Origin of the sequence: Paenibacillus sp. BR2-3 (assembly GCF_046529485.1) — a bacterium.
Classification (GTDB): Bacteria; Bacillota; Bacilli; order Paenibacillales; family Paenibacillaceae; genus Paenibacillus_AQ.
Genome location: NZ_CP126311.1, coordinates 4,831,898 through 4,857,637, shown reverse-complemented (window position 1 = coordinate 4,857,637; position 25,740 = coordinate 4,831,898). Strand labels below are relative to the sequence as shown.

Below are 25,740 nucleotides of genomic sequence, written 5' to 3'. Positions count from 1 at the left end.
TGCAAAAAAAAGAGCGGGCTATCTTTTCGATAACCTACTCTTTTTCTTGATTTTTGGCCTTGCGCCTTAACTTAATGACATTGCCTGTATGGTTGCTCCTTTTTTTAAAATATAAGAAAGAAATATAAGTTTTCACTATACTTTGCTTATATTTCTACGAGAAACGGATACCGTCTCTTTCAGGACGGCGAAGCCGTTTCTTCTTGTTATATGAGTTGAACTAAAGAATACCGGCTCAAAACCAAAATCAGCGGTGGACCGATCGTTGAATCAGCTACTACGGGTTCGGAGGGATCTTCCGATCGCTGTTAAAGGCGAAAACTATCGTTTCTCCAGAATCCCGTAGGGTCCTCCGCTGTGTTGGCGCGTAATGAATTAACGTAACACCCCCACGATAGGAATTAAGGGGGTTTTGTCCGTGCTTCCATAGAATCCCGCATTGCGTTTCAATAGCATAGGTCTTATTCTGTTATGGGAAGGTTTTACAAATACCTCTTGGTGCTGCAATGAAACGTTGCTCCAAGTAAAACGTATCAGAAATAGAATAGTGATAAGGAAAGGGCGGGAGGATTATGGAGAACGGCATGAGTGTGACTTTGTTTGAGAAAAAGCCGGATGGCGAGCTTCAGGTCATCGAAGAGCGTGTATGGAATATGAATATGGTTGCTGCTTTGGAGCATGTCAACTATCTGGTAGTGGGCGGCAGGGAATTCGAGACCGTTGAAGGAAGACTGAATGTGGATGAGGGCAAATTAGAGCTTCTTCTCGTTCCGATGCGGCATGAAGAATAGAGGTTAGAGAGGAGAGATTATCTCTTGGCTAAAGAAGAAAAGGAAAAAGAACTGGCAGGCTCCAAACTGTTTACCCCGGAAGGGAAACCGGTTCGTGTATTATCGACCTCGCTCGGGATTGCGCTGCTTGCTAACGCGCTGCTGATTCCAGGGGCTCCGGCCTCGGCTTCCAGCGACAGCACCCCGGGGGATGAACCGCAATTGGTTTCGTGGTCGACTGATGAGGTAAAGGCTTATTTCGACAAAAATGTAGACTGGAATATTCCCTATCCGGAAGAAGGAACTAAGGAAGTAGTACAGGAAGCTCAGGGAGTCGTAACATCGAACGGAACAACCGTAATCAATAACTACGGCGGTTATAACTCCGGGTTCGGGTGGGATGATCTGCTGCTGTACCACATGCTGTTTAACAGCGGCTCCTTCTACTCTTCCAGAGGATGGTATAACAATCGCCCCACCTATTATGGGGGCACCCGAAATCTATATAAACCCCGTACCTATGGCAGCGATAAGTTTCAGAATAAGACCGTTGCCGGCTCTGTAGTCAAACCGAGAACGTCTACTTCATCAACGGGTTCCATCACCAGACGCGGGACTTCCTCCAAAGCCGGCGGCATCGGCGGCACATCCAGTGGACTGGGATCGTCCTCAGGCTCGAAATCAAGCTCAAGTAAAAGTAGTTTTGGCGGATGAGTAACCCGGAGAGTATCTTTGAGGTTGTGGATCATTCGGGCCTCCAGCGTGCGCCGAGGGTAGAGCAGCTTTATGAGCTTGGCTTTACTTGGGCTGATCTGGAGGATGAGGAGTATTGGCTGGACGGAATTGTGGTGATGCCCGAAGAGACGTATAAGGAGCTTGAAGAGGCCTCTTCGAAGCTGTGGGCTGTCCTCGACAAAGCTGTGCGCTATGTTCATCGTAAGCATGATCTGTACGATTTGATGGGTATCCCCCCTATTCTATGGGAAATGCTTGATGAACCGCTTCCTCCGGAGGGGTTGATCAGCCGGTATGCCCGTTTTGACTTTGCGGTGGCTAATGATGGCACGATCAAGCTATTGGAGCTGAACGCCGATACGCCTACCGGTTATGTGGAGGCCTCCATTGCGACTCCGTGGATATGTGGAGAGGCGGGCATTTCTAGTCCTAATGAAGCAATGAAAGAACATCTTGCCGCTGCCTGGAGAATAGAACAGCCTGACACGGCAGCTTGCGTCGCTTACGGTTCCCACCAAGAGGATTCCGGCACGATTGAAGCATTGGTACGGCACAGTGGTCTTGACATTCAATGCGTGGATTGTCTCGATCTGTGGGTAGATGAGGGTGTTGTAAAAGACAGTGAGGACCGTGTCATTGAGCGGATGTTCGCCTTGTACCCGAAGGAATGGATGGCCGTTGACGAAGGCGGCGATGCGCTTGCTTACGCGGTGGAGACGGGACGCCTTCAGCTGTTTAACCCTCCACACAGTATACTCCTGCAGTCCAAAGGTTTGCTGGCGGTGGTATGGGGGATGTATGAACTGGGCCTGCTTTTTGATGAAGAAGAGCGTGAGGCGATTGCCAGTTATATATTGCCTGCTTATAACAAGCCGGTATTCTCGGGAAACTTTGTGTCAAAGTCCATGTTCGGCCGGGAGGGCGGCTCCGTGCGTCTGTTTGACAATAACGGAACGCTGGAAATCCAGGATGAGGATGGTTATGACAGCAGTGTGCTTTTTCCCTCGGTTTATCAAAAGAGAGCCGAGCTGGGCCGGATCCAAACGTCAGAGGGCGAGCTCCATCTGCTGACCGGCATGTTTGTCATTAACGGGAAGCCCTGCGGGGTTCTCGGGCGTGCCGGTGGGCTTATCACAGGCAATGCCAGTCATTTTATCGCGTTGGGAGTGAGATAATTGCCAGTAAATACGGAAAGAGAAGCTGCTCCGAAGACCCTGCCCAATAAAGCTCGTGGCGGACGCACGTTGGGGCTGATGGTTCTTATGGTTATGGTGCTCCTGCTGAGCGCCTGTTCCAGTAATCAAGACAGTGTTTTCCGTACAGATCCTTCAGCGGAGACGACGGCCAGCGTATCACGGGTTCCTTGGGATTACCGGGTGGTTGAAAGTACGGTGGGTGATTTGATCGGCAGTGATATGACCGTGCTGCCAGATAATGAGCTGCTGCCGAACGACGGCAACTATGCGACCGGGGACAAAATCTGGACCCTGCAGTTTATGGATGCCGAGCTGGTTACAGACGCTGATCAGCGCAATGAAATCCGATTGTCCTCCTGGACTACGATTAAGTCCTACGGTGACCAGAAAACGGCTGCGGAGGATCTCGCCAATCTGAAGGTATCGGTGACGACGGATGTAGATCTAGTGGGGGTATACAAGACGAAGTTCAAGGACAAGACGAGAAATTTCGCCGTGATTGAACTGCCTTCCGGCAACCGGGTCAAGCAGCCGATTGACGATAAGCGCTACACGGCTATGGAGAAGAAGAAGACCGCTTCCGTTGTACTGGAGGAAGTGCATGATTTTGCCGACTATGACTCGGCCTATGCGAAATTTCGGGGGTGGGCGAATTGACGATCGTTATTAATTTGGTAGTGAGTGTTCTTGTAATCATTCTGCTTCAATACTTGGGTATGATTATCTTCAGTTGGATGACCCCTTTCCGTGATATGGAAGAACTGAAGAATGGCAATGTAGCGGTAGCCCTGGCACTGGGCGGCAAATTTATGGCAACGGCAATCATTTTGGGAGTAGCTGCTTTTACGAATACGTCGATCTGGTTTATGATGCTGTGGTTTGCCGTGGGCTACGTCTGTTTGGTGGCGGCATACTGGATTTTCGAGCTGGTCACACCGGGATTCACCATTTCCGAGCATTTGAAGCAGGGGAATGTGGCTGTAGGAATTATGCTGTGCATGGTGTTTATCGGGACTGCCTTTGCGATTAGCAGCCTGATTATCTGATAAAGGTCCGCATATCTAAAGTTACAGGCTGCCCTCGAACCGATCGAGCGGCAGCCTTATTAAATCCGAAGGAGGGGAAAGAGTGCATTTCTTCCTTAGAGTATCGACCAAAATGATGCGTATGAGCAAAAAAATGATCGGGCTGATTATCCTGGTCTTTATCGTTGTAAGCGCAACTATCGCTTATCTGCTGGAGCCGGATACCTTCAATAGCTGGTTCAATGCCTTCTACTGGGTCATGACTACGATGGCTACGGTTGGTTATGGGGATTATTTTGCGAAAACGGTGGCAGGCAAGATCTTTACGATGTTCTTATATATTTTTGGAATTGGTCTGTTAAGCTTGGTTATCGGTAAAGTCATCGACGCTATAGCAGAACTTCAAAGACAGAGAGGGGCGGGAACATTGAGCTTTCGCGGCAAGGAGCATGTCATTCTTATCAATTGGAATAAAAAAACACAGTCTGCGGTGGATGAGATTCTAAGTTACTCACCGAAATGCCACATTGTTGTTATTGATGAGTCCAATCGCCATCCGCTGGAGCAGATGGAGCAGGTTCATTTCATAAGCGGTGACCCTTCTGCGGATGATGTCCTTGGCAAAGCTAATATCCAAGAAGCTAAAGCAGCTATTGTGTTCGGGGATGCCCGTATTGATGAAGCTGCGCTCATCGACGGCAAATCGCTGCTCATTGCCTCCAGTATTGAGCGTATTGCCCCGCATGTACATACAACGGTTGAAATCATGCAGGAGAAGAACATTCAGAATTTCAGGCATGTCCGGGTAAACGAATTCGTCTTATCACATGATGCCATATCCAGGCTGGCTGTCCGCGCGGCTCTGCAGGAGGGCAATTCGGAGGTCATCAGCCAGCTTCTCAGCCGCCAGCATGGGGACGATATCTATGAAGTGCCGGTTAACAGCAGTTGGAAGACTTACGGAGATGCTTTTCAGGCTCTGCTTAGCCAGGGTGCAACTTTGCTGGCCGACCGTCATGACCTTGGCATTAACCGCAAGCTTACCGAGCCGATCCCGAAAGATGCCCGATTGTATATTGTCTCGGATCAGGAGACTTTCCGGCGGATTACTGAGAAATAATGCAATACCGGGCCAAAATACGACTGGATAAACGCCACATATCGCAGGAGGACTCATGGGAAAGCTTAGAAAAGGCAATATGGGGCTGGTTAAGGAGTTAAACCGCTCCATTGTGATCCAGCAGATCAGAAAATACGGACCGGTTTCGAGGACGGATCTTTCAGCGCGGACGGAACTGGGGTTATCTACGATAACATATATTGTCGATGAGCTGCTTGCGGAAAATTTAATCAGGGAGGTCGGGACGGCCTCGTCTTCAAGCGGCAGAAGAAGGGTATTACTGCAATTTAACAGCGGAAGCTACCTCATCGTTGGTGTCAAAATTGAAGAACACTGTATTGAGTTCTGTTGCTCGGATTTGAGCGGAGCTATCATGGAAAAGAGTAAAATGGATTTCTCAACGCTGCCGACAGAATCGGATATTGTAAATGAGCTTATGATTCAAAGCATTCGAAAACTGACGGAGCCATTTCTCCGGAAGGGTATGGAATGCCTGGGCATCGGCATCGCCGGATCGGGCCTGATTGACAAAGCAGGGTTAAAAGTAGTCAGTTCGCCTTTTTTGTCGTGGGAGAACTTGGAATTCACTAAGATTCGGGAAGCATTTGGCGTTCCCGTATATTTGGACAACGACGCCAATGTTTTTGCCTTGGCCGAGAATTGGGTGGGCGTCGGTAAAAACTATTCCAGCTATATCGTGATCACTGTAGGACCCGGAATTGGCTCCGGGATTGTTATGGATCACTTGCTGTATACAGGGGAGTGCGGCAACGCAGGCGAATTTGGACATACCGTAATCGATAGAAATGGCAGAGAATGTTATTGCGGGCAACGCGGATGCCTGGAATTATATTCGTCGGATAAATATATTCTAAGCGAAGCCCATCAGGAAGTAATCTATGGAAACGGGAGCACACGGTTGAGGCACCTGGAAGTGATTACGCCTGAAGACATTTACCGGCTCGCGGGAGAAGGTGATGATTATTCCCGGCAAATACTGAAAGCTCAAGGTGTGAATCTTGGAATCGGCATTCGCAACTTGATTAATCTCTTTAATCCCCAGGCAATTATTCTTGGCGGAGAGGGACTCGGTGGCGGTGAGTATCTGGTAGAAGGCATTCAAAGCCAGCTTGGCAATTCCAAGTTCCGGCAGAGGTTTGCCTTTCATCTTTCCGGGCTGGGAGAAGACGCCTGGCTGATCGGCGCATGCGCATTGGTGGAAAGTGTGGTTTTTAAGGCGCCGATTTACCGGAATATCTATGTGAACAATTAGTAGAACGGACAAAGATTAACCCTAGCCTAAGAGTTCTTAAGGAAAGCTCATTACCTATTTAATTCATCGAAAGAAGAAATGGACAATAACAGTCGATTTATATGTGAAATTCAGCGAAATAAGCAGTAAAATTCATCGAGAAAGCGTTTACTTCAATCTCTGCATTCGTTTATAATACGATTAATAACAGGATACGTCTCTTTTCACTCCAATAATTCAAGCTACGAAAAAATGGATGGAGGGATTTTGTGCAAAAACGCTGCAATCGAATTGCCATAGCCACCCTAGCGATAACGCTAGTTACTGCAATGCTGGCCGGTGGAGCTTCAGCAAGGGACAGCAAGTCAACACGCCAAGGTTCAGGACCGATGTATTGGATGGCTTACGAGAATCCGTATACGACAAACGTGGCCATTCCGGAAGACCGCTGGAAAGCGAATGTGGATTGGGTAGCCGACAAATTTCTGCCGTATGGTTATGATATGGTCAGTTTGGACGGTTGGATCGAAGGGTCCACCCAAACCACCCCGAACGGTTATGTGCTGAAGCATAGTGACAATTGGCAGAACACATGGAAACAAACGGGGGATTACGCAGCAAGCAAGGGGTTGAAGTTCGGCGTATATTACAATCCGCTTTGGGTGACGCCGACAGCGGTCAACGACAGTTCCAAAACCGTAATCAACAACCCGGGCATTAAAGTGCGCGATATCGTCAATACAGCGACAACGACCCATTCGGATCTGTCCAGCATCACGCTGCCGGGCGACAGGTTCGTCACGGACCAGGGCGACAAATCCCTGTACTGGGTCGACGTCAATAAGCCGGGGGCGGAAGCCTACATTAAAGGCTATGTACAGCACTTCAAGGATGCAGGCGCCAGCTTCCTCCGCATCGACTTCCTGTCCTGGTACCAAACCGGTATGGAGGGCGGTATAATCGGGGTCGGAAATGCACACTGGAATGAATACCAAACGACGCTTCGCTGGATTCATGAAGCCGCCGGTGAGGACCTGATTGTCAGTCTGGTTATGCCCTATCTGCAGAATCATGCGGAGACGGAACTGAAATACGGGGACATGATCCGCATTGATGAAGACGTTTTCACCGGTGACTGGGAGCATGTCAGCGGCCGGAGCCAGACCTGGAAGGATGCATGGTCCCAATGGAGGAATCCGTTCCAGGGCTTGACCGGATTCTCCGATATCGCCGGACGCGGACAGATGATCATGGACGCCGATTTTATCCGCATGAACCGGTACGGCTCAAGCGTGATCGACGATAACGAAAGAAGATCAACCGTCTCGCTGTATACGCTTGGCGGTGCGCCGATCGCCATCGCGGATCAATACGATACGATTAACCTGACCGGCTCGAACAACGAACGATTCTATCAGAATTCCGAGCTTATTGAGCTGAACAAGCTTGGTTTCGTTGGCAAGCCAATCTATTACAATTCCAACCCGTTCTATCCGGGCATCGGGTATGAGGAAGGGACCAGCCGTGATACCGAACGTTGGGTCGGCCAACTGCCGAACGGGGAATGGGTCGTCGGTCTCTTTAACCGATCGGATCAGAGCGTGACGAAGAGCATCGATTTCCTTGGGGAGCTGGGACTAACCGGTGAAGCGGCCGTGCGCGACATCTGGGAACACGAGGATCTGGGTTATATGAACAGCTACTCGGCGAGCATAGCACCGCATGATGTGAAGCTGTTAAGGGTTACGCCGCGCAACTCCAAAAAATATGAAGCCGAAGCCGCCTCCTGGATCGGCACGAAATTCAACAACAACCACGCCGGCTACTCAGGCTTTGGATTCATCGACAAGTTCGAAGCGGCCGCCGCCCTTAACGGCGAAGGCCCGAAAGCGATTTTTGCCGTTGAAGCGCCCGAAGCAGGGTCGTATGGGGTTAACCTCAAGTATGCCAACGGTACCGGCGGGAACAGTTCAGCGACCATCAGCGTCAAGGACGGGTATAACAGTACGATTACGGGCAACACGACCGTAACGTTCTCAGCTACGGGAAGCTGGTCAACTTGGGCCAATAAGAACGTCGAATTGAAACTGGTTAAGGGATTGAACCTCATTACCGTTCAGCGAAACACTTCCGATGCGGGAGCCTTTAACCTGGATTATATCGAGCTCAACCCGAATGCAGGTAATGTGGCGAAGAACTACGGATTTGAAACCGGCAGCCTTTCCGATTGGAGCGAATGGCATCCAACCGGACAAACGCCGGCTTACGGAGTCGACAGCTATGATGTTAACGAAGGAACGAAAAAGCTGTATTTCTATGCTTCTTCCGCCTATAAGCAAAGTGCGCACCAAACATTAACGGGTCTGGATAACGGCACCTATACGGTGACGGCCAAAGTGAAGCGCACGGGTACGACTCCGACCGCATCCCGCCTGGAGGTTCAGCAGTACGGGGGCGCGGATAAGTTCGTCGATATTCCGGGTACAACGGGATACCAGGATGTAACCGCCACCGTGAACGTAACGAACGGCCAGATCAAGTTCGGCTTTTACGTTGATTCGCCGGGAGGTACTTCGCTGCAGATCGACAACGTTCAAGTGACACGTGTATCGCTGCAAAATGGCGGCTTCCAGGACGCCTACCGGGGATGGTCGAGAACGGATAATGCCGTGACGAAGATCGGCACCGATAATGGCAACGCCTATGCGGACATTACGAAGTCAACCGGCTTCACATCGGATCTGTTCCGCTTCGAGTCGCTGCAGGCAGGCACCTATACGGTGAAAGCCAAGATCCGCCGCAGCGGCATATTCGCCACAACCGGCCTCTATGTTGATAAGGGCGGGGTATTGGCCGGCAACGCCAACTTCCCGGCCAACTCGAACTGGAACGAAGTGTCGGTCGGCAACATTACGCTGACGCGCGACGAAGTCGTGAAAATCGGAGTTTACGCCGAAGGTAGCGCTAACGCCTGGCTGCATGTCGACCAGGTATGGGTGGAGAAGAATTAATCCGATACAGGTGGTGTGTATATGAATGCCAAAAATGCCAAGCTGCACAGGAAAGCTTCGAAGCAAACATTAGTCTGTTTAAGATCCTGGTGGAAGTATTTTCTGGCCGCCGGTTCCCTGCTGTTCGCGGTGGTAACAACACCCGGCGCTGCGGCGGCGGGTCCCATGGACAACGCGGTGTCGAACCCCGGGTTCGAGACGGGAGGCCTCGATTACTGGACCGAGTGGCATCCTGCCGGGCAAGCCGCGTCTTTCGGGGTCGATTCCAATGATCCGCACTTCGGTTCAAAGAAATTGTATTTCTATGCCGGGAGCAAATACGAGCAGAGTGTTCACCAGACAATGAGCGGGCTTGTGAACGGAACTTACATTGTATCCGCCTGGATCAAGCAGCAATATGCGGTCCCGGATACATCGCGAATGGAACTGTCGCAGAACGGCACGCCGCGGATCGATGTCCATATTTCGAATACGGACGGTTATCGTCAAATAACAGCGACCGTGCCGGTGACCACGGGCAAGCTTGACATCGGCTTTTACGTTGCATCTTCGGGAGGGACATCGCTGCAAATCGACGACGTGCGCGTCGAGCAGGCCGAACTTCCTTTACTAAACGCCAGCTTCACAAACGACTATGCCGACTGGTCGCGTACGGGCGACTTGGCCGCTGCGAAAATCGGGATTGAAGGCAGCGGGAACAAATATGCCGACCTGTACTCCGCCGGCGCGTACAAAATGGATTTGTTCCAGAACATGAACCTGACCGCAGGAAAGTATACCCTGCAGGCGAAGGTGCGCCGAAGCGGAACATTTGTGAACAGTGTCATGTACGCGGATTTCGGGGGGCAGACGAGGACGGCAGCGACATCCGCGTCAACCGACTGGACGACGATCAGGCTATCCGGAATTACGGTCGGCAGCGACGGAGAAGCCGTCAAGCTCGGCTTCTGGACGGATGCCAATCCGGGCAGCTGGGTGCACATAGACGATGTGACCTTGATACGGAATGAGCCGTCACAGCAATTCCTGGGTGACTATACCTCCCACGTTCAGTCCGGCAATGCCGTTACATTTACGCTCCAGAACATACCTAAAGTTCGTGTGGAGTTCGTGAAGCCGGAGATTGCGCGCATTTGGATGGAACCGGGCGGCACGTTCGCGAAGGACGCGTCGTTTGTCGTGGATAACGAATCCTTCGGAACGGTGAGCTATACGGTTAGCGACCAGGGCGATTATATCCGTCTGCAGTCTTCCGGTCTGACGGTAAGGGTCAACAAATCACCGTTCCGCATTTCTTATTATGACGCGGCGAATATTAACTATATCGCCGGAGAGCGCGTGACGGGCGGACTGGGCCATTCCACCGGAGCGGACGTATTCGAATATATGGCGATGGACCCCGGTGAGCATTTCTACGGCCTCGGGATCGACCGCCATGCGCAGTCTCTGGACCGCCGGGGCAAGCGTGTCGAGATGGATAACGCAATGGTGAGCGGTTTCGGCGGCAACACGGCCGACACCTCCGGAACGTTCTTTGCAAGCACAAAAGGCTACGGGATATTTTTCGATAACACATATCAGCACGCAGCCTTCGATATGGGGCAGGAGAGTCCAGACTACTACTACTTCAGCGCGCCGAATGGCGAGATGGTGTATTATTTCATCAACGGCCCGGCAATAGGCGATCTGTACTCCAGATTGGCCGACTTGTCCGGAAAAGCCCCCTTGCCGCCAAAATGGGCGCTCGGCTATATCCAGTCGAGATACGGCTATGACAGTTGGAGCGAAGTGCACCAGGTGGTCGATACGTTCCGTGCGAAGGGCATCCCGCTGGACGGTATGGTGCTCGACGTCTATTGGGCAGCCAACAATCATTATTTTGATTTCGAATGGAATACCGCAGACGGTTTTGCCGATCCGGCCGGTAACCTGTTGAGCCTGCGCAATAAAGGGGTTAAGGTAACTAATATCGTCGATCCGTACATCCAGCAGACGGCCAATAATTTCAGCGGCGGCAATGCGAACGGGTATTTTGCCAAGAGTGGCGGGTCGACGAAAATCTACCAGGCCTGGTACGGCCCGGCTGGTCTGATCGACTTTACGAATCCCGCTGCGGCCCGTTGGTACACAGACGATCCAAACTCGACCATGGACGTAAAGAAGCTTTGGGATGATGGCGTGCGCGGGTGGTGGATCGATTTGAATGAACCGGAGACACCCACGAACCCTGCGGACGCATTCAGCGGGGGCACGGCCGACAAAATTCACAATGTGTACGCGCTGAACGAGGCAAAAGCGTTTTACGATGCGCAGCGCAGCTATACCAATGAGCGGGTATGGAATCTGGCACGCTCCGGTTTTACGGGCATTCAGCAATACGGAACAACAGTATGGACGGCGGACGTGGACGCTTCCTGGGATTCCTTCACGCATAATCTACAGCTGGGACTAAGCGCGGGATTGTCCGGTATGCCGTACGTATCGCATGATACGGGCGGCTTTAACGGCAAGCCTACGCCGGAGCTGTATACCCGGTGGATGCAGTCCTCCGCGTTTATGCCCGTATTCCGGGCGCACGGAGCGGAAGGCAGCGACCCGACCAACATTCGCGAGCCGTGGGCATTCGGCCCGGAAGCGGAAGGGATCGTGAAGGAAGCGATCAAGCAGCGGTACCGGATGCTGCCGTACATTTATTCGGCGGCGCGTGAAACGGAGCAGAAAGGCACACCGATGATGAAGGCGCTTGTTCTGGATTACCTGAACGATCCAAACGTGGCCAATCTCCAGGACCAGTGGATGTTCGGGCCTTCCCTGCTGGTGGCGCCGGTTCATGTCCCCGGTGCGATCAGCCGTTCCGTCTATTTGCCGGACGGGATCTGGCACGACTGGAACAGCGGGAACAAGTTCACTGGCGGACAAACGATTCAATATTCTGCGCCGCTTGCCACCATTCCGGTGTTCGTTAAGGAAGGCTCAATCGTACCGGTTGGAAAAGACAAAAACTACGATGGGGAAGTCGTGGACGACTTTATCAATTTAAAGGTGTATCCTCTAGCGTCCGGAGTCACCACCAGCTACTCCATGTTTGAAGATGACGGGAAAACCTACGGCTATGAGAGCGGCAGCAGCGCGGCAACCCAAGTATCCGTAAACAAGTCGGGCAATTCGATCAATCTTACGATCGGAGCCATTCAGGGCTCGTACCCGGGGATGGTGACGAACCGGCAATGGCGCTCCGAAGTGAAGGTTGAAGGATTCACCGTGAATACGGTAACGCGTAATGGCACCGTGCTCAGGAAGGTGAATTCGTTCGACGAATTCAATACGGGCACGGATGTGTGGTTCAACGATTCGAGCGTCGGCAAGGTTTTGATCCAGACGAATTCCGTGCCCACTTCCCAGGCGCAAGCGATCGTGCTTAACGGAAACTAGAGAGTAAAGAGGCGATTCTGCAATACCTTTAGCGCAGGAATATCGATAGGGCTGTCCTGGGAGGTCTTAACGGACTTTCCGGGACAGCTTTTTTTATAAAAGTGCAACGTAACGATTTGCGCGGAAATGTCGGACGAATAAAACCTTGAACTTTAGTTAAAAATTTCCGTTAAATAGGGTAAGGATGCTAACGGCAACAATAATCTGTCTTTTGGGGAAGTGATCAGTTGAACAGGAAAACGGCCGCCGGACTGTTAATAGCGGCGGCAGCGCTGGTATTGGTCTTTTTGATTTATGAAAAAGCTGGAGTCACTAGCCTGCCCTCCCCGTCCCGTAGTGAATCACTGCTGCCCTCGGGTCATCCGGAAGAGAATGCCGAAGAGGTTTACCGTTTCATCTCCAGGAAGATGACAGGGCCCTATGGCATATATACGAATTTGCAAGATACCCCCCAGACGGAGGAGACAGCAACCGGGCATGAGGTGCTAAGCGAATCCTCTTCCCTGATGATGAGGTACGCAGCGCTTGCCGGGCAGAGGGAATTGTTCGAGACCCAGTGGAAACTTGCCAGTGCCACCTTCAATATGAAGAACGGCTTCAGTTACCGTTACAGTCCCAAGAACGGGAAGAAGTTTCCTGTTAACGCAGCCGTAGATGATTTGCGCATCATCCGTGCCCTGTATGAAGCGGGCGAAGTTTTTAAGGAACCCCATTATACGGATGAAGCGGATAAGTATGGTGAACGATTTTATAATAAAAATGTAAATAATGGATATATGTATGATTTTTATGATGAAAACAACAAAATCACAAATGGCTTCGTTACTTTATGCTATATTAATTTAGGTACTTTGCAAAATTTGTCGATTAATAGGAATTCAAGTCATTTATTGCAACTAAATATGAAAAATATAACAGATAAGGGTTATTTATCTGATAAATTCCCCTTCTATGAAACAAGGTTCAACTATGATACCGGAAAATACAGCTCGGAAAACATTCATACGGTGGAGTCACTTTTAACTATTTTAAATCTGGCGGAAGTGGGTGCAGCGAGATCTACCAGTATTGATTACATTAAGCGGCAGGTGGCAGACGGAACGTTGTATGGGCAATACACCAGAGAAGGAGTGCCGACGACAGATATTCGCTCCACGGCGATATATGCCATTGCTGCGATGATCGGTTCGGAGATCGGAGACGACGCTCTTTATCACAGGAGCATAGAGAGAATGAAAGAATTCAGGGTCGTTGATACAAGCAGTGTTCTATACGGCGGGTTTGGTGACGCAAACAGTGGGCAGGCCTACTCTTTTGACAATCTGATGGCTTTATTGGCCTACAGATATTAGTTCCAAGTGAAAAGTACGAAGTGAAGGTGAATGGGCATGATTAACAACACGATGGTAAGGAAAATGCTTCTCCAGGAAACTGCAGCCGTTCACCGCACGGTAGGGTCACCCGCCCTGCTGACCGCTCTCGGGGTTCTGATGATTACGGTTATGGCTCTATTCACCGCTCCTTATGTGGGAATGGCGGATAACGGGGATTTCTTCCGCAGCATTTACAGCAACGGCCTTTACTTCAACGCACCGGATTACGATGCGCAATATTTCGGTTATTTTGTGAAGCAGTACGGTATCTATCAATATTTTAACGAAAATGGCGCAACACTGGGTTCCTCCCAATCGTTGTTTATCAAGCTGGCTATAGGTCTTAATAAGCTGCTGTTCAGCAGTCAGGTGTTCGATATCCGGTTTCAGGCTGCTATGTATACGATTGTATATGTGCTTGCAGTTTATCTGTTGATCGAGGGCATTACATGGAAGCTGCCGCGGCGACAGGGGATAATCATCGCTATTCTGGCTATATTTATATTCGGGGATACCGGGTATACGGCATATTTCAATTCTTTTTACAGCGAGAGCCTGGTTTTGATAATGATGATCTTTGTATTCGCCTCGTGGCTGTTGTTATACCGCAAAAGATACAACGATTACGTCCTGCTCGGACTGTTTGTCATTAGCAGCATTATCCTGACAACCTCCAAGCAGCAAAATGCGCCAGTGGGAATCCTCATTGCCTGCATGGCCGTTTCTCTGATCTGGGTACGCAAAGACAAGCTGTTCCGGCTGCTGACCTTGTGTTCCATCGTTCTTATGATGATCGCGGGTATTGTTACCTATCTGAATATTTCCAAAGAGTTTGTGAATATTAACCAATACCACAGCATGACCAGGGGGGTCCTGAAAGGGTCGGCAAATCCGGAGACTACGCTGAAGTCATTCGGGATCGATGAGCAGTATTCACTTCTGAAAGACAGCATCTATTACGAGCAATATGGAACCGTGGATGTTCATTCACCCCTGCTGGAAGAGAGCTTCTACAGCAAGTACGGCTTCGGCTCGATTCTTAAATTCTATGTCACTCACCCGGACAAGCTCAGCTCCATTCTGAATGAAGCCGCCCAAAATGCTTTTACGATTAAACCTGCGGCTATGGGGAATTACGAGCAATCGGCTGGAAAAGCTTTTGGCCAGCAAAGCCACTTTTTCTCGGTGTACAGTCTGCTCAAGGATAAGCTTGCGCCCAAAACCTTCGGCTTCATTGTCCTCTGGATGATTGTTGTAATCGGCTTGTACATGCCCTCCTTTGTGACAGCGGTAAAGTTCGGGGATTTCAGAGGGATGCAAAAAATGGTGCTGATCTTGACCGCGATGGGCATAGGGCTATCCGGCATCCTGGTTTCCATCATCGGGGCGGGAGATGCCGACATTTCCAAGCACGAATTCTTATTCACGTTATCGTTCGATCTGGTCTCTTTGCTAACTCTTTCAAGTGTGATTAGCCGCTTCTTCGCAAACAGCAAACTACCGGTGAAAGGACCTGCAGTTCCATATGTGAAGGCTGAAAAGGGAGTGAGTATTTGACAAAAAAAGCCGTGCAAATGCTGCTTGTTGTCTGCTTCCTGTTGCTGCCCTCGGGTGCATATGTTCATTCTGCCGCTGCGGATTCCCCGCAGGTATTGCTTTTGTACGACAGTCTGGCAAAAGAAACCTCTAAAGAAGGGGATGTGACGGTGCTTCAGCAGCTGCTGGCAGCCTACAGTGCCCAGGTAACCCTGGTTAGCCTGGATCAATATGAGCGGGGAATGATGGATTCGTATACCCATGTCATTACAGTCATCAACAGTCCTGATCTCGATATTAACAATAAATCCTATATAGAAGATTGGGAGAAATACCAGGGGCAGTATCTGCACATCGGGGCGAATCTTCCGGCAAAGGCAGGTCTGGAGCTGCAGGCTGTAACCAAAATCATAAGCGGCGGAAGTATGGATTTGAACATAGGATCGTATTCGGCTAAGGGGATTGGAGTCCAAAACATACCTTATATTGCCTCCAAGGGAGTAGGGTCGCAGGCCTACGGCAGTATATCTTTTACAGGCAGAGAGCTTGATGTTCCATACGCCGTCCGAAAAGAAGACTATACCTACGCGCCTTATCTGGAAAAGGGCAACCTCAGTGAGCTGGCGATGGCCTATGTGCTGAAGGATTGGCTGCCTGTTGCCGCCACACCTCGCACCTATCTTGTCGTCAAAGAAATCTATCCCTTCTCCGATTTGGAGCTGCTGGAGGATCTGGCCAATTCATTATATCGCTCCGGCATTCCGTTTGTGGTCAGTATCCGCCCGGTGTTCAGCAATACGGACTATCCGGCTATGGATCGGTATCTGGAGGCTCTGAAGGTTGTACAATTCCGCAACGGCAGTATTCTGGTCAACGCTCCGGCGGTGATGCCCACCATTTACATCGAGGATCACACCTTGCAGGAGAAGATGGAGGGCTTTATCTCGCTGCTGGTGCAGAACGGGATTGCGCCGCTTGGCATCGGTGCGGAAATGTACTGGACGTATGACAAGGAGTATGCGGGAACGGGAATGAGCTTTTTTGACTCCGCGGTGTTGTTCCCGGATGAGAAGGTGATTTACATGGAACAGAGCCATACAGCTGCCACGTTTGCCTCCTCCCTCTACAGCCTGCCGCTTAGCCTGCTCCAGAAGATGCAAAGCCCGGACAAAGCGAAGTCCGGTTATCCGCTCAATACGGCGATCACGGTGGATTTCCCGAAGGACAAGCAGGGGCTTGCGGAATTGCTGCAGCGTCTGGATGAGGCCTGGATTTCTTTTGCCGACTATAAACAGGCTGACCATCAGGTGGTTACAGGTACAGACATCATATCCTCGTCACATGGCGTTATCTCGATCAACGGACAGGAATTGAACCTTCAGCATACCCCGGAAAAAGTGAATAACGACTACCAGTACACAGAAGAGCAGAAGAAGAGCTTCACGAAGCTGTTCAGTGTGCAAAATCAATTTTTCATCGTGGTCATTATCCTCTCCCTATTGGTGTTTGGCGGATTGTTCGCAGTCGGCTTCCGGCTCTATCGGCAGAAGTATATGAGGGCAAGAAAATAAAGGGTATTAGGAGAACCTTATGACAATCGCAGACGTTCTGATGGTGATCGCGGTGGTCTGTATCTGGTCACTGCTGCTTGTAAATGTCGTTCTCATTATTGCCGGGTACCTGTATTACATCCAATCGGAGAATGAGGTCGTACCTGAGATCATGGGGGAGCTGCCGTTTGTCTCCATTATGGTTCCGGCGCACAATGAGGGGATGGTGATCAGCCAGACGGTGGAAGCCCTGCTCGCCTTCGATTACCCGCATGACCGGTATGAGATCATTGTTATTAATGACAATTCCTCCGATAACAGCGGTGTTCTTCTGGGAAATATCCAGGCCAGGTATCCCGAACGCAACCTAATTGTGATCAATACAGATAGCATTACGGGCGGCAAAGGTAAATCGAATGCGCTGAATATCGGATTTGCCGGCAGCAGAGGCGAGCTCCTTGCGATTTATGATGCCGACAACACGCCGGAAAGAACAGCTCTGCGTTATCTAGTGGCTGAAATCACCAATGATTCCAGCCTGGGCGCGGTCATCGGTAAATTCCGGACCCGCAACCGTGAGGCTAGCCTGCTGACGCGGTTCATTAATATTGAGACACTGTCTTTTCAATGGATGGCCCAAGCCGGGCGCTGGAAGCTGTTCAAGCTATGTACGATTCCCGGAACCAACTTCATCATGCGCAGGTCAATTGTAGAGAACATAGGGGGTTGGGATATCAGGGCGATTGCGGAGGACACGGAAATCAGCTTCCGTATCTACAAGCTCGGCTACAGGATTAAATTCCAGCCGAAGGCCGTAACGTGGGAGCAGGAGCCGCAGACTCTGAAGGTCTGGTTCAAGCAGCGTACCCGCTGGGCCACGGGAAACATCTATGTCATTGTCAAGAACATCCCGCTCCTCTTCGACCCCTCCGCCGTCCGCGTCCGCTTCGATATTTTTTATTTCTTGTCCATTTACTTCCTGTTGCTGACGTCGCTTGTGACCTCGGATTTACTTCTTATCCTGCATGCGCTTGGATATGTTCACACTACCATTGCCGGTCTCAGCAGCTTTCTGTGGCTGCTTGCCATCATTTTATTTGTAGTAGGCACCTTTATTACCCTTACGACCGAGAAAGGCGAGATGAGTCTCTCCAACGTCTGGATGATTCTATTGATGTACGTTTCCTATTGCCAGCTATGGATGGTTGTCGCTGCTTATGGGCTCTATAACTACATGAGGGATCTCATCTTTAAACGTGAAGCCAAATGGTACAAGACCGAGCGTTATTAACGGGCCGCCATAAAGTGAAATCAGAGCACAGGAGAAGTAAACGATGAGAAAAAAACAACTGGCCATATGGATACTTTGTTTATTCCTTTTTCTGATCCCCCTGGATTCTGCTGCTGCCGCAGTTGTGGTTCAGGACAACAACCGGGTCTATGAGACTTCCTTCGCCGGGACGGATCATTCTTTGACCGGGACAAGCTTTAGACAGGAATATTTTCAGATTATGGATTATTGGAATGTGGAGAAAGTGACGGTTAATCTCCATTTCCAAATCTCCCAAATCACCGCGGATAAAGTGTCCAGCGTTACCTTGTCCTTGAACGGAACTCCGTTCTATACCTTCAGGCCCTCTCTGCAAAATAACGGGGAGCAGCAGCTTGCTATTCCTGCCCCTAAAGAACTTTTGCGCAATGGGTCAAATACGCTAACCGTCCAAGGCTCCTTGCGGTCAACCGCCGATCAGCAGCTATGCTCGGTAGATCAAAGCCCGGATCAATGGCTGCATCTGTTCAATACGTCCAGTATCGGTGTGACTTATTCGACTACAGCCCTGAGTGGAGGGATCGGCGGCTTCAGCAGCCGATTTACGGGCATCGACACGGTTAGGGAGAATGAAAGTGTCCTGACTGTTCCCGAGAATAGTACCGGTGTTGAACTGGAGTCGGCGGTATATGCCCTCTCCGGATTTGCCAGTGCCAACACGCTCGGCGACAAGACCATTCCGCTGCTTCCTTACCGGAGCGATACCTTAAAGAATAAGAAGGCTGTAGTACTGATAGCGATGTATGACCATGTGCCAAACGAACTGAAGCCACTGGTAAGCAGTAAAGAGGATTTAGCCGCGCACGCTGTTATTCAACTGGTCAATAAAGATGCCAAGCCTACCTTGGTCATTACCTCCAAGGACGAAAGCCTGCTAATCAAAGCAGGCAGACTGGTTGCTAACAGGGAACTGATGCAACAGCTTAGCGGTGATCTTAAAGTGGTTGATGAAACGACCGAGACCGCCACGCCTGAAATTTCAATCAACTCTAATGTAACCTTCACTGAAACCGGAGATAAGCTCACCGGACCGTATCACCAGGAGCAGACCTATTTCGCTTCCCTGCCGTCCAACCGTTCCATCGCCGATTCCAGCAAAATCAGACTTGATTTCCGCTATGCGCAAAATCTCGATTTTGACCGTTCGCTGGTTACGGTGAGCATTAATGAGACGCCGATCGGCAGCAAGAAGCTGACCCGGGAGCTGGCGGATGGAGATCAGTTGAATCTGGCGATTCCGCAAAACCTGAACCTCTCCGGTAACTTTACCGTTAAGGTAGGCTTTGATTTGGAGCTTGCGGGCGCTTTGTGTACACCGAACAGGGATCAAATGCCATGGGCGTACATAGATAAGGATTCCACGATGAGGCTGAATACCAAGGACCGCACGGATTTGCTGCTGAGCAATTATCCTTACCCGTTCCTGCGTGATGAAATCTATAACCATGTCGCGGTGATTTTGCCGCAGAATATGGATGATTATACGTATCAGAGCTTATCCAATGTGTTCAATTTGCTGGGGCATTACACCCGCGGGAATACAGGGGACGTTCACTTCTACTCCGACAATGTAGACGACGATCATTTGAAGAACAATAATATCATTGCCATAGGCACGTACAAGAACAATAAGGTGATCCGTGAGCATAATGATCAGCTGTTTTTCAAATATAACTCCGAAGGCACGACTATGGAATCCAATGAAAAAATGAGTATCGACACGGGTTACGGCGCGGAGATTGGAACGCTGCAGCTGATCAGATCACCGTTTAAGACCGGTCTGGGGCTGCTTGCAGTAACGGGGGTTCGCTCCGAAAATTACTATTTGGCCTCCAAGCTGATCGCCAGCGAGAAAGACAAGTGGAAGGTGTTCGGAGACGGCGTACTTACGGATAAAGACGGCAATGTGAATGCCTACCGTTTCAAGACGATTACCGGGGGAGAAAAGGATTCTGCCCTTCAAGAGGTTATGGACCGCCCCGATGTCCTCGGCTTCGTTGTGGCCGCAGTCTTAACCCTTTCTTTGGTTCTGCTATCCCTAATCCTGCTGCTTCGCAAACATTTCAAGAAACGTGGTGATAAGCGTGAGACGTAACCGCAGCGGTCTGGTGTCGGATGTCGCCTTCCTGTTGTTTCTTGTGCTTATTTATATCTCGATTGTGTTTATAGCCGGAAATCCGGATCAATACCTCCAGAACATCATGATCCTGAATGCTGCTTTTCTGCTGGCGATGGTTACTTATTTTACGAATGTGACCGCAGGGCTTGTTCTGAATCTTGTCTTTATCTTCAGCTACGGCTTCTTCATCCTCTATCAAACGGTGTCGCAGGGTGAAACCATTGGCGTGAATACGTATTTCTGGCTGCTGATGACCCCGCTTATGACGGTGGCCACTTGGCTGTTTACGTTCACGAACCGTCAGTTGCAACTGGAGAATGAACGCTTGCGGAAGCATAGCGTCAGTATGGCTGCGGTGGACCAGAATACCGATCTTCGGAACATCGTGTCCTTTCAAAAGGATGCCAGCCTGTTCACGGGAATCTCCATACGCTATCAAATTCCGTTAACGCTGCTTGTGGTTAAAGTGAAGTACTGGAATGAGATCCGGCGTTTGATTCCGGAGGAGCAGCTGTCAGAGGCGATATATGATGTGTCCCAGCTTAGTAAGTCCAGTATCCGGACCAATGATGCGCTATATCTGCTGGATAAAGAGGATGCGACATGGGGACTTATGCTGTTCACGGACCGTGAAGGGGCCAAAATCGTTATCGAGCGGATTAAGGTCAAGCTGGATGAGCTGAACGACTCCCGATTAACCGGAAAATACAAGGTCAGCCTGGGACTCAAAATAGGCGCAGTGGAGTATCACCCTGAAACGATTGAATCACCGCTTGATTTCATTGTGAAAGCCAAGAAGCAGCTGGAGTATGATGTGTAATTCCTTGTGAATTTTATAATTTTTCACTGTACTCCATCATATCTCCATTAGTATACTAGGAAAGGCTGTGAGACAAGCTAATGAAAGAAGAATGAATGGGGAGGACATCATGAATACAGAGAAAATGAATAAAAACCAGCCGGGGGGCAAAGCAGACCAGTTTTCCAAATCGGGATTCATACTGGCTGCCATCGGCAGTGCAGTAGGTCTGGGTAATATGTGGAAGTTTCCGTACATTACGGGACAATACGGCGGAGCGGCGTTTTTCCTGCTGTTTATCGTTTGTTTGGTGGCTGTTGGCCTGCCGGTGCTGTTGGCAGAGCTGGCAATCGGCCGTGGAGGCCGGGGAAGCGCGGCGAGTTCTTTTATCAAGGTTGGCGGACATAAGGCATGGGGCGGTATGGGGATGCTGTCTGTTATCGGGTCCTTTATGATTATGTCCTTTTATGCCATAGTAGCGGGCTGGACATTTCATTACGCGATCCGGTCTTTTAGCGGAAAATTGTTTTCGAATAGTGATTTTGGAGCCCAGTTCGGCGGATTCATTTCAGGATATACCCCGATTCTGTGGCAGGCTGTCGTGCTCCTGATTACAGGCTGGATAGTAGCCAGAGGAATCTCCGGGGGAATCGAAAAATTCAACAAGGTCCTCATTCCGGGACTGCTGCTCCTGTTGATTATTCTGATGGTTCGTGCGCTGACCCTGCCGGGAGCTGCTGCGGGGGTTGAATTCTTTTTGAAGCCTGACTTTTCCAAGCTGACTCCTGAATCTGCACTGGTTGCTTTGGGCCACGCTTTCTTCTCTCTCTCCCTCGGTATGGGAGCCATGATGACCTACGGTTCTTATGTCGACCGTAAACAATCCTTGGGTTCGGCAACGCTTGCTATCGGCGGGGGAGATTTGTTCTACGCCTTTATTGCCGGCTTGATTATTTTCCCGACCACCTTTTCCTTTGGCATAGACCAGGCGCAGGGACCAACGCTTGTATTTATTGCGCTGCCGGCCGCCTTCTCGGCCATGCCGCTTGGATCATTGTTCGGCGGTTTATTCTTTGTACTGCTAGCCATAGCTGCATTAACTTCGACCGTGTCTTTGATAGAAGTTCCTGTTGCCTTCTCCATGGAACGTTGGGGCTTGTCGCGTTCCAAGGCAGTATGGATTATTATCGCAGGCTGCTTCCTGCTCGGTCTCCCTTCGGCGCTGTCCTTTGGACTGATTCCGGGGTTGACCTTTGGCGGTAAATCATTCTTTGATTGGATGGACTTCCTGGCCTCCAATATTCTACTGCCGCTTGGCGGGTTGATCGTAACTGTGTTTGCGGGTTACTTCTGGAAGGGTGTCGGCAAAGAGGCAGGCCTTACGGCGGGCTGGTTCCGTGTCTGGCTGTTTATGCTCCGTTTTGTGGCCCCAATCCTTGTGCTGTTCGTCTTTTTGCACTCTGCAGGTATAATCAAGTTCTAATATTTGTTTTGAATGCAGCGATCCGTCCTGGAGCAGAGAATTTCTGCTTTAGGGCGGATTTTTTGTGCGAGCGGAGAGTGCTGCACCTGGGGAGACAGCCGATATCTCGGCTAAATCCAACTGGTATCAGAGTAAAATAGTGTTCAACGGTGTTATCATTACCGTATCGTTGCTGCTTATTATTGTTCTGATTCGGAAATTGAACCGAACATAGGAAAGGAGGCCGATCGACTGGCCTCCTGTTAAAATCCCTATGATGAGTGCAGAGCTGTGTTCAGCTCCGCCCTTGTATGTTAAACAACACCTTCGGCAAGCATGGCGTCTGCCACCATCTTAAACCCGGCGATATTGGCGCCGGCCAGAAGGTTGCCGGGCTGTCCGTATTGCTGAGCGGCATCTACGGATTGGCGGTAGATACTACCCATAATTTCCTGCAATTTGGCATCCACTTCATTGAAGCTCCAGGATAACCGCATGCTGTTCTGTGCCATTTCCAGCGCCGATACGGCTACGCCTCCCGCATTGGCTGCTTTGGCTGGCGCGAACAGTATTCCCGCCTGCTGGAACAGATGAATGGCTTCCAAGGTGGATGGCATATTGGCACCTTCCCCTACAGCCTTCACACCGTTAGCTATAAGCGTCCGGGCCATCTTCTCATCAATTTCGTTCTGGGTCGCGCACGGAAGCGCAATATCACATGGAATCGTCCAGATTTGTGAGGAGCTCGGGAAATAGGTTGCCTGAGGATGCTCCTTCACATATTCGCTTATTCGTTTTCTTTCCACTTCCTTCAAACGCCGGACCGTATCCATCTGAATGCCGTTTTCATCATAGACATATCCTGCCGAGTCGCTGCAGGCAACGACTTTGGCACCCAGCTGGGCGGCCTTCTGCATCGCGTAAATGGCTACATTTCCTGATCCGGAAATGACCACCCTGCTTCCATTAACGGAAAGCCCTTTGGCTTTGAGCATTTCACTCACAAAATAAACAGTGCCGTAACCGGTAGCTTCTGTACGCGCCTGGCTTCCGCCGTAGAGGATGCCTTTCCCGGTTAGTACGCCGGCTGGATATCCGCCGCGAATCCGCTTGTATTGTCCAAACAGGTATCCGATCTCACGCGCTCCTACGCCAATATCGCCTGCGGGGACATCCTGGTCCGGCCCGATGAAATTCTGCAGCTCCGTCATGAAGCTTTGGGCAAACCGCATAATTTCGCCTTCCGATTTTCCTTTGGGGTCAAAGTCAGCACCGCCTTTACCCCCTCCAATGTGCTGGCCGGTAAGTGCGTTCTTGAATATTTGTTCAAAGCCGAGAAATTTAATGATACTGGCATTGACGGAAGGGTGAAAGCGGAGTCCGCCTTTATAAGGGCCGATGGCGCTGTTGAATTGCACTCGATAGCCCCGGTTCACCCTGATCTTGCCTGTGTCATCCGTCCACGGAACCCGAAATGTAATCATCCGTTCCGGCTCGACCAGCCGCTCCAGAATGGCTTGGTTCTGATATTTCGGTTCCGCGGCAAGAATAGGGAGAAGGGACGCCAGGATTTCCTTGACCGCCTGATGAAATTCAGGCTCCTGCGGATTGCGGGCAACAAGCTGAGCGTATACATCTTCGATATAGCGCAGGGCTTTGCTGCTATTATTGTCAGTATCAAGAGTAGGGACGAAACTCATTGAATTCAGCCGCCTTTACTTATAGTGGATTTGATTTTACGCTGGAAATATATTTATCTTGGCATAAGTCAACGCTTCCCACAACTGTTTTATGACCATTATGACCCTCTTGTTAATGATTCTATCCATAGCTGAAGGATAAGGTCAGAGGCGTGATCCCGGCCATATATGCTACAATAGTTTTGCCATAACAGAAGGAGATGACAACCCGCATGAGCGATAAAGTAAACGAGCAGGAATTGATAGCGGTTATAGCCGGCAAGACCAAGGTAGATCCCAAGCTGATCATGCTGGTGCTGAAACATGAGCAGACCTTTATTAATAATTCCAAGGCGAATGCCAAGGGAGAGGTCGATATCGACAATGACGATCTGGTTGATTATGTGACAGGCCAGCGTGATGTTAAATTGGACGAATTGACTGTGGAAACCATCCTTGATGCAGAAATGGATTATCTGATGGACAAAGGGCTCGCAGGATATGTGGATTAAATAGGTTATGCCTCGGCTCAGAGCCTGGTGTAATAGGCAATGAGCCGAAATCGAATTTTATGGGTGAGTTCTTTGCTTTTGATAAATAAGTGTGCTACAATGAAATTAATCAAATTTAAACCTTAATTCACATATTGTAAAAGGTTATCATTTGTGTCTGTGGAACCTTACACAATGTGTGAATTTTTATTTGTTCGTACAATACGTAGGAATAAAAGGACATGTGTTAAATAAAATATTGGAGGTAATATCATGCAAACAGGTACAGTAAAATGGTTTAACGCAGACAAAGGATTCGGTTTTATCGAGGTTGAAGGCGGAAGCGACGTATTCGTACACTTCAGCGCAATCACTGGCGACGGTTTCAAGACTTTGGACGAAGGCCAACGCGTTGAGTTCAACGTAACTCAAGGCGCTCGTGGACCACAAGCCGAAAACGTAGTAAAACTGTAATTTGAAAGCAAGACGGCCCTTAACATGAGTTAAGGGCCGTTTTTTTATTCCTTCTCAATAATTCTCGTATCAGCATGTCCTGCCTATCCCTTAGGGGAAGTGAACTCGTCTCGATTCGAACCAAGGAGGGGAATGTATGTATTTTCGTAAAAAATCATTAGAGGATATTCCGACTGAGGACACGGCTATTTGGTCCTGTACACAGGAGGGTTGCATCGGCTGGATGCGCGATAATTTTGCATTTGAGCATGTGCCTACCTGCTGGCAATGTAATTCTCCTATGATCAGAAGTATGAAGATTCTGCCGATGCTTGTGAACAAGAACACCGATATCAAGGCAATCAAGAAGAGTATAATGATTGGCTAATCCTTTTTTGTCAGCAAAT

21 protein-coding genes are annotated in these 25,740 nt (G+C 49.9%); 20 read left to right on the top strand and 1 reads right to left on the bottom strand.

Translation table 11 applies throughout. The features are described from left to right. Positions 1-572: 572 nt before the first annotated feature. From PaeBR_RS23300 to PaeBR_RS23220, 17 genes are all read left to right on the top strand, one after another. Entirely contained in the window at positions 573-791 is a 219-nt protein-coding gene (locus PaeBR_RS23300; RefSeq protein WP_410512802.1) for a hypothetical protein, read from the top strand. 24 nt (positions 792-815) lie between these two features. Further along, positions 816-1,484 carry a hypothetical protein gene (locus PaeBR_RS23295; protein ID WP_410512801.1) on the top strand — a complete coding sequence of 223 codons (669 nt, stop codon included), beginning with the start codon at positions 816-818 and terminating at the stop codon, positions 1,482-1,484. Beyond that, positions 1,481-2,680, top strand: a complete 1,200-nt coding sequence (locus PaeBR_RS23290) for a glutathionylspermidine synthase family protein (protein ID WP_410512800.1) — start codon at positions 1,481-1,483, stop codon at positions 2,678-2,680. The genes PaeBR_RS23295 and PaeBR_RS23290 overlap by 4 nt, the downstream gene beginning before the upstream one ends. Before the next feature lie 78 nt (positions 2,681-2,758). Then, positions 2,759-3,358 (top strand): signal peptide protein, encoded by a 600-nt coding sequence (locus PaeBR_RS23285; RefSeq protein ID WP_410515289.1) that lies wholly within the window; start codon positions 2,759-2,761, stop codon positions 3,356-3,358. After that, positions 3,355-3,747: a DUF350 domain-containing protein gene (locus PaeBR_RS23280; RefSeq protein ID WP_410512799.1), complete on the top strand. Its 393-nt coding sequence runs from the start codon at positions 3,355-3,357 to the stop codon at positions 3,745-3,747. Before PaeBR_RS23285 ends, PaeBR_RS23280 begins: the two co-directional genes overlap by 4 nt. A gap of 82 nt (positions 3,748-3,829) precedes the next feature. Continuing rightward, positions 3,830-4,846: a potassium channel family protein gene (locus PaeBR_RS23275; protein ID WP_410512798.1), complete on the top strand. Its 1,017-nt coding sequence runs from the start codon at positions 3,830-3,832 to the stop codon at positions 4,844-4,846. A 55-nt stretch (positions 4,847-4,901) separates the two neighbouring features. Then, entirely contained in the window at positions 4,902-6,119 is a 1,218-nt protein-coding gene (locus tag PaeBR_RS23270; protein ID WP_410512797.1) for an ROK family protein, read from the top strand. A 248-nt stretch (positions 6,120-6,367) separates the two neighbouring features. Next, positions 6,368-9,109 carry a carbohydrate-binding protein gene (locus tag PaeBR_RS23265; protein WP_410512796.1) on the top strand — a complete coding sequence of 914 codons (2,742 nt, stop codon included), beginning with the start codon at positions 6,368-6,370 and terminating at the stop codon, positions 9,107-9,109. A 21-nt stretch (positions 9,110-9,130) separates the two neighbouring features. After that, on the top strand, positions 9,131-12,541 hold the full coding sequence (locus tag PaeBR_RS23260; protein ID WP_410512795.1) for a TIM-barrel domain-containing protein: 3,411 nt from the start codon (positions 9,131-9,133) through the stop codon (positions 12,539-12,541). Between the two features lie 227 nt (positions 12,542-12,768). Beyond that, entirely contained in the window at positions 12,769-13,893 is a 1,125-nt protein-coding gene (locus tag PaeBR_RS23255; protein WP_410512794.1) for a hypothetical protein, read from the top strand. A 36-nt stretch (positions 13,894-13,929) separates the two neighbouring features. Continuing rightward, positions 13,930-15,471 (top strand): hypothetical protein, encoded by a 1,542-nt coding sequence (locus tag PaeBR_RS23250; RefSeq protein ID WP_410512793.1) that lies wholly within the window; start codon positions 13,930-13,932, stop codon positions 15,469-15,471. Beyond that, on the top strand, positions 15,468-17,021 hold the full coding sequence (locus PaeBR_RS23245; RefSeq protein ID WP_410512792.1) for a hypothetical protein: 1,554 nt from the start codon (positions 15,468-15,470) through the stop codon (positions 17,019-17,021). The genes PaeBR_RS23250 and PaeBR_RS23245 overlap by 4 nt, the downstream gene beginning before the upstream one ends. Before the next feature lie 19 nt (positions 17,022-17,040). Beyond that, positions 17,041-18,291, top strand: coding sequence for a glycosyltransferase family 2 protein (locus tag PaeBR_RS23240; protein WP_410512791.1), 1,251 nt, complete (start codon positions 17,041-17,043; stop codon positions 18,289-18,291). 43 nt (positions 18,292-18,334) lie between these two features. Next, positions 18,335-20,425, top strand: a complete 2,091-nt coding sequence (locus PaeBR_RS23235) for a cellulose biosynthesis cyclic di-GMP-binding regulatory protein BcsB (protein ID WP_410512790.1) — start codon at positions 18,335-18,337, stop codon at positions 20,423-20,425. Further along, entirely contained in the window at positions 20,415-21,269 is an 855-nt protein-coding gene (locus PaeBR_RS23230) for a diguanylate cyclase domain-containing protein (protein ID WP_410512789.1), read from the top strand. Before PaeBR_RS23235 ends, PaeBR_RS23230 begins: the two co-directional genes overlap by 11 nt. A 109-nt stretch (positions 21,270-21,378) precedes the next feature. Beyond that, positions 21,379-22,731, top strand: coding sequence for a sodium-dependent transporter (locus tag PaeBR_RS23225; RefSeq protein ID WP_410512788.1), 1,353 nt, complete (start codon positions 21,379-21,381; stop codon positions 22,729-22,731). Between the two features lie 64 nt (positions 22,732-22,795). Beyond that, positions 22,796-22,945, top strand: coding sequence for a hypothetical protein (locus tag PaeBR_RS23220; RefSeq protein WP_410512787.1), 150 nt, complete (start codon positions 22,796-22,798; stop codon positions 22,943-22,945). Between the two features lie 79 nt (positions 22,946-23,024). Here PaeBR_RS23220 and gdhA read toward each other — a convergent pair whose 3' ends face one another. Further along, complete coding sequence (gene gdhA / locus PaeBR_RS23215; RefSeq protein ID WP_410512786.1) at positions 23,025-24,410, bottom strand: NADP-specific glutamate dehydrogenase; 1,386 nt, start codon at positions 24,408-24,410, stop codon at positions 23,025-23,027. Between the two features lie 212 nt (positions 24,411-24,622). On the opposite strand from gdhA, the gene PaeBR_RS23210 reads away from it, so the two are divergent. The 3 genes from PaeBR_RS23210 (at position 24,623) to PaeBR_RS23200 (ending at position 25,721) form a co-directional block, all read left to right on the top strand. Then, positions 24,623-24,901 (top strand): hypothetical protein, encoded by a 279-nt coding sequence (locus PaeBR_RS23210; RefSeq protein WP_410512785.1) that lies wholly within the window; start codon positions 24,623-24,625, stop codon positions 24,899-24,901. A gap of 252 nt (positions 24,902-25,153) precedes the next feature. Continuing rightward, a complete protein-coding gene (locus tag PaeBR_RS23205) occupies positions 25,154-25,354 on the top strand; it encodes a cold-shock protein (RefSeq protein WP_249901232.1) in 201 nt (66 codons plus the stop codon). A 136-nt stretch (positions 25,355-25,490) separates the two neighbouring features. Continuing rightward, a complete protein-coding gene (locus tag PaeBR_RS23200) occupies positions 25,491-25,721 on the top strand; it encodes a cold-shock protein (protein ID WP_410512784.1) in 231 nt (76 codons plus the stop codon). The last annotated feature ends 19 nt before the right edge of the window (positions 25,722-25,740 follow it).

Excerpts from the sequence above, each read along its gene's own strand:
- PaeBR_RS23300 (WP_410512802.1), top strand. The coding sequence starts at position 573 with ATGGAGAACGGCATGAGTGTGACTTTGTTTGAGAAAAAGCCGGATGGC.
- PaeBR_RS23290 (WP_410512800.1), top strand. The coding sequence starts at position 1,481 with ATGAGTAACCCGGAGAGTATCTTTGAGGTTGTGGATCATTCGGGCCTC.
- PaeBR_RS23285 (WP_410515289.1), top strand. The coding sequence starts at position 2,759 with ATGGTTCTTATGGTTATGGTGCTCCTGCTGAGCGCCTGTTCCAGTAAT.
- PaeBR_RS23270 (WP_410512797.1), top strand. The coding sequence starts at position 4,902 with ATGGGAAAGCTTAGAAAAGGCAATATGGGGCTGGTTAAGGAGTTAAAC.
- PaeBR_RS23260 (WP_410512795.1), top strand. The coding sequence starts at position 9,131 with ATGAATGCCAAAAATGCCAAGCTGCACAGGAAAGCTTCGAAGCAAACA.
- PaeBR_RS23250 (WP_410512793.1), top strand. The coding sequence starts at position 13,930 with ATGATTAACAACACGATGGTAAGGAAAATGCTTCTCCAGGAAACTGCA.
- PaeBR_RS23240 (WP_410512791.1), top strand. The coding sequence starts at position 17,041 with ATGACAATCGCAGACGTTCTGATGGTGATCGCGGTGGTCTGTATCTGG.
- PaeBR_RS23235 (WP_410512790.1), top strand. The coding sequence starts at position 18,335 with ATGAGAAAAAAACAACTGGCCATATGGATACTTTGTTTATTCCTTTTT.
- PaeBR_RS23225 (WP_410512788.1), top strand. The coding sequence starts at position 21,379 with ATGAATACAGAGAAAATGAATAAAAACCAGCCGGGGGGCAAAGCAGAC.
- gdhA (WP_410512786.1), bottom strand. The coding sequence starts at position 24,410 with ATGAGTTTCGTCCCTACTCTTGATACTGACAATAATAGCAGCAAAGCC.
- PaeBR_RS23210 (WP_410512785.1), top strand. The coding sequence starts at position 24,623 with ATGAGCGATAAAGTAAACGAGCAGGAATTGATAGCGGTTATAGCCGGC.
- PaeBR_RS23205 (WP_249901232.1), top strand. The coding sequence starts at position 25,154 with ATGCAAACAGGTACAGTAAAATGGTTTAACGCAGACAAAGGATTCGGT.
- PaeBR_RS23200 (WP_410512784.1), top strand. The coding sequence starts at position 25,491 with ATGTATTTTCGTAAAAAATCATTAGAGGATATTCCGACTGAGGACACG.